At 74.8% G+C, this 3,853-nt stretch carries 4 pseudogenes; 3 read left to right on the forward strand and 1 reads right to left on the reverse strand.

Annotated elements, in window-relative coordinates:
- Positions 1 to 195 precede the first annotated feature (195 nt).
- Together ABZ641_RS28705 and ABZ641_RS28710 are read left to right on the forward strand one after the other, a co-directional pair.
- A pseudogene (locus ABZ641_RS28705) lies at positions 196 to 464 on the forward strand (SDR family oxidoreductase); the annotation flags it as partial.
- Between the two features lie 362 nt (positions 465 to 826).
- Positions 827 to 1,261 (forward strand): annotated as a pseudogene (locus tag ABZ641_RS28710) (alpha/beta fold hydrolase); the annotation flags it as partial.
- Positions 1,262 to 1,753: 492 nt separating this feature from the next.
- On the opposite strand, the pseudogene nhaA reads toward ABZ641_RS28710, so the two are convergent.
- A pseudogene (nhaA, locus tag ABZ641_RS28715) lies at positions 1,754 to 3,232 on the reverse strand (Na+/H+ antiporter NhaA); the annotation flags it as partial.
- Between the two features lie 299 nt (positions 3,233 to 3,531).
- Here nhaA and ABZ641_RS28720 point away from each other — a divergent pair.
- A pseudogene (locus tag ABZ641_RS28720) lies at positions 3,532 to 3,853 on the forward strand (hypothetical protein); the annotation flags it as partial.

Genomic DNA, 3,853 nt, shown 5'->3' on the forward strand with positions numbered 1-3,853 from the left:
GCGAGGCGTTCCAGCCGGCGCCGGAGGAGGGTGGTCTCGGCCGGCTCCAGGGCGCTGCCGGCGGCCGGGCCGAGCTGGGCGTGCAGGCGCAGGGCTGCGGTGCGCAGCGGGCCCCGTCGTCGGGGGCGGCCGGTTCGGCGAGGACCTGGGCGAAGACGGCGTCGCGCATCCGGCGGGAGAGCCCGGGGTCGGCGAAGAGGGCGGGCCGTCGAGGCGATGAGCCTGATCCTGGCCCGCGAGCTGCGCGGCCGCGACACCACGGTCGACGCGGTCGCGCCCGGTCCGACCGCCACCGACCGGTTCCTGCACGGCAAGGACGAGGAGACGATCGCCCCGCCCCGCCGCCCGGCCGCCGCTGCAGCGGCTCGGCACCCCGCAGGACATCGCCGAGGTCGTCGCCTTCCTGGCGAGCCCCGGGCCACCGGGTCAACGGCCGGGTGCTCCGCGCCGACGGCGGCATCGTTCGAACGCGGGGACGGCTCCGGCGGGCTCCGGCCGACGGTGCGTCACCGGGCATGTCGTGTACGCGTCTTCCCCTGGCGGCGGCGGGCTGGCACGCTGGTCGGGTTTGCCGACACCGGGAGGTCCCTTGTTACGCCTGTCAACCCTGGCCGTCGCGCTCACCAGCGCGCTCGCCCTCGTCACCGGCACGGCCGCCACCGCCTCGGCCGCACCGGACCGGGCGCTGGCCACGGTGGAGCCGGTCGCCTGGACACCGTGCAACCCCGACCCGTCCAAGCCCGACCCGAAGATCTACGACTGCGCCGTCTACCCCGTTCCCCTCGACTACGCGCACCCGTCCGGCGAGAAGATCGGCATCGCGATGATGCGCCGCCGCGCCGGGAACCCGGCCAAGCGGATCGGCTCGCTCTTCCTCAACCCCGGCGGCCCCGGCGGCAGCGGGTACCTCTGGGCCACCACCACCAGGTTCGAGCCCCGCGTCACGGACAGCTTCGACCTGATCGGCTTCGACCCGCGCGGCGTCACCCGGAGCAACCCCCTCAAGTGCTTCACCACCGACGAGGAGGCGGCCGCCGTCTTCGACCGCGCGGTCGGCGTACCGGTCACCCGGGACGAGATCAGCGGCACCCTCGCCGCCGACAAGGACTACACCGACGCCTGCGCCCGCAACGCCGGCGAACTGGTCAAGCACATGTCCACCATGAACGTCGTCCGCGACCTCGACCGGATGCGGCAGGCCGTCGGCGACACCGGACTCACCTACGCCGGCTTCTCCTACGGCACCCTGATCGGCGCCACCTACGCCAACATGTACCCCGACAAGGTGCGCGCGCTGATCGTCGACGGCAACGTCGACCCGCAACTGCGCCTGCGCAACGGCCTCGAGTACGACCGGCAGCGCGCCACCGGCTTCGAACTCGCCCTCGGCGAGTACCTCAGGCGCTGCCAGGCGGCGGGCGCGCCGCGCTGCGCCTTCGCCGGCCCCGACACCCGGGCCAAGTTCGACGCCCTGCGCGACCACCTGCGCACCGCGCCGGTCACCCTGCCGGACGGCTCCACCGTGACCCTGTCCACCTTCACCAGCCAGGTCGCCAACGCCCTCTACGCCCAGACCCGCCAGGCACCGCTGGCCCGCTCGCTCCAGGCACTGCACCAGGTGGTGAACCCGCGGCAGACGCTCGGCGCCGCGCCCTCCGCCGAGGAGGCGAAGCTGCTGGCGACGCCCGCCCCGGCCGCCCTGCGGGAGGCCCCGGCGGACACCCCGTACAGCTCCGACGACTCCTACTACGTCGTCGTTCAGCGGCAGGTGGCGCCAGACGTAGCGGATGTCCCCGGCACCGGCCAGCAGCTCGCGGACGACGGGTTCGGCCTGGCCGCAGTACGGGCACTCGAAGTCGCCGTACTCGACGACGGTCACCAGCGCGTCGAGCGGGCCGCGGACGTGGTCGCGTTCGGCGTCCACGGAGGCCGCCAGGTCGATGATGGACTCGGAGGTGCCGAGCAGCGCCCGCATCCGGCCGGTCCGCGGCATCAGCGCGATCAGCCGGGTGATCACCCAGGTCACGGCCGAGGCGCAGACCACCGCGGCCAGGATGCCGACCTTGGCCTCGTCCAGCAGCGGGCCGTCGAACGCCAGCGTGGCGATCAGCAGCGACACCGTGAACCCGACCCCGGCGATCGCGCCGCCCGCCGCCACCGCGCCCCAGCCGACCGGGGGCCGCAGCCGGCCGCGGCTGAACGCGGTGGTGAGCAGCGTCGAGCCGAGGATGCCGACCGGCTTGCCGAGCACGTAGCCGAGGACGATGCCGAGCGTGACCGGCGAGTGCAGGGCCCGGGTCAGCTGCTCCTCGGAGAAGGTGATGCCCGCGTTGGCGAGCGCGAACAGCGGCACGATGACGTAGCTCGTCCACGGGTGGTAGACCTGCTGGAGCCGCTCGTTCGGGGAGATCGCGGTGGCCAGGCCGGCCCGCAGGGTGCGTTCCAGCTCCGGGGTGGGCTGCTCGCGGAACAGCCGGAACAGGTCGCTCGCCCGCTCCAGGTCGCCGCGGGACGCCGGGTAGGCGTACGTCAGCAGGCCCATCGCCAGACCGGTGACCACCGGGTCGACGCCCGACTTCAGCAGGGCGACCCAGAGCGCCACCGCGAGCAGCGCGTACACGCCGCCGCGGCGCAGGCCGGCGGCCCTGGCCAGCAGGATCACCGCGAGGATGCCGAGGCCCGCCAGCAGGGCCGGCACCTCGATGCTGCCGCTGTACGCGACGGCGATGACGCCCAGGGCGACGAAGTCGTCGACGACGGCGACGGTGAGGATGAAGGTGCGCAGCGACTCCGGCAGCCGGCTGCCGAAGAGGGCGAGCATGCCGAGGGCGAAGGCGGTGTCCGTGGACATCGCGGTGCCCCAGCCGTGCAGTTCGCCGTCCCCGGCGTTGACCGCGAGGAAGATCGCGACGGGGACGACCATCCCGAACACCCCGGCGATCAGCGGCAGCGCGATCCGGCGGCGCTCGCGCAGCTCGCCCATGTCGAACTCCCGGCGGGCCTCCAGCCCGACCACGAAGAAGAACAGCGTCATCAGGCCGCTGTTCACCCATTCGCGCAGGTCGAGGGAGATGCCGGCGTCACCGAGCCGCAGGGCGAGGACGGTCTCCCAGAAGGACTCGTACGACCCGGCGGCGACGTTCGCCCAGACCAGGGCGGCCAGGGTGGCGGCGAGCAGGAATGCGGCGCTGCCGGTCTCGGTGCGGAGGAAGTCCCGCAGCGGGGTGCGCATGTCGGCACCGCAGGACGTCTGGCCGGAGTAGCGCGGCAGCTCTGAGGGGGCGGACACCCGATCATTCTCGCGCCGGAGGGGGTGTCCGCGCGGCGCACCGCCGGGGTCGGCGTGGTGACGGGGGTCACAGGGGGTGGACCGGGTCGGTCGGCCCCCGCCACCCGGCGGGCCGGTCGGGTGGCGCGGGCCGGTCGACGGCGTAGCGGTTCCGGGCGGCGGGTACGGGGGACGGCATGGGACTGCTGCGCAGGCGACGGCCGGAACCGCCGGATGACGGGACGGGGACGGCGGGGGCGGAGATGGGTCCGGAGGCGGCGGCGGAGGCGCTGGCCTCGATGTCGCGCGAGATGGAGGAGGGCTCGGAGTCGAGCCGGCGGCGGGCCGCCCGGCGGGCCGGCGCGCTGGTGGCGTCGACGGTCCGGCTGCTGCTGCGTGGGGGTGCCGCGACCGCGCGGGTGACCTGGGTGGGCGGCCGGGCGCTGACCGAACGGCTGCTGCAGACCGCGCCGCGGATCCCGGTGCGGGACCTGGCCACGCTGCGGGCGCAGCACCCCAAGGCCGCCGACGCCGAGGCCCTGGCGGACCTGCTGGTGGCGGGGGCGCTGCGGGCCTCGGCCTCGG

The sequence above is a fragment of the Kitasatospora sp. NPDC007106 genome (genome assembly GCF_040634455.1).
Classification (GTDB): domain Bacteria; phylum Actinomycetota; class Actinomycetes; order Streptomycetales; family Streptomycetaceae; genus Kitasatospora; species Kitasatospora arboriphila.